The 259-nt window shown below is 61.8% G+C and carries 1 protein-coding gene; it reads right to left on the bottom strand.

Annotation, left to right across the window (positions count from 1 at the left end; all coding sequences use genetic code 11):
- The coding region (locus tag R0J87_RS21980) for a glutathione S-transferase N-terminal domain-containing protein (RefSeq protein ID WP_498888969.1) at nt 1-185 on the bottom strand (185 nt) is incomplete at its 3' end.
- Nucleotides 186-259 lie beyond the last annotated feature (74 nt).

Below are 259 nucleotides of genomic sequence, written 5' to 3'. Positions count from 1 at the left end.
GCGAGATAGATCAGGATCGCTCCCGATTCGAACAATGCGAGCGGCCGTCCACCGGGACCGTCCGGGTCGAAGATCGCCGGAATCTTCCCATTCGGATTGAGGGCGAGAAAGGCCGGATCATGGTGCTCGTTTGCCATGATGTCGATGCGGTGCGCCTCATACGCAAGACCCGCTTCCTCCAGCATGATGCCGACCTTCACGCCATTGGGCGTCGGTAACGAAAAGAGCTGGAGCCGATCAGGGTGCCGCGCCGGCCAGC

The organism is Halomonas sp. SIMBA_159, from assembly GCF_046536035.1.
Classification (GTDB): Bacteria; Pseudomonadota; Gammaproteobacteria; order Pseudomonadales; family Halomonadaceae; genus Vreelandella; species Vreelandella venusta_A.
This window is presented reverse-complemented; position numbering and strand designations above follow the sequence as displayed.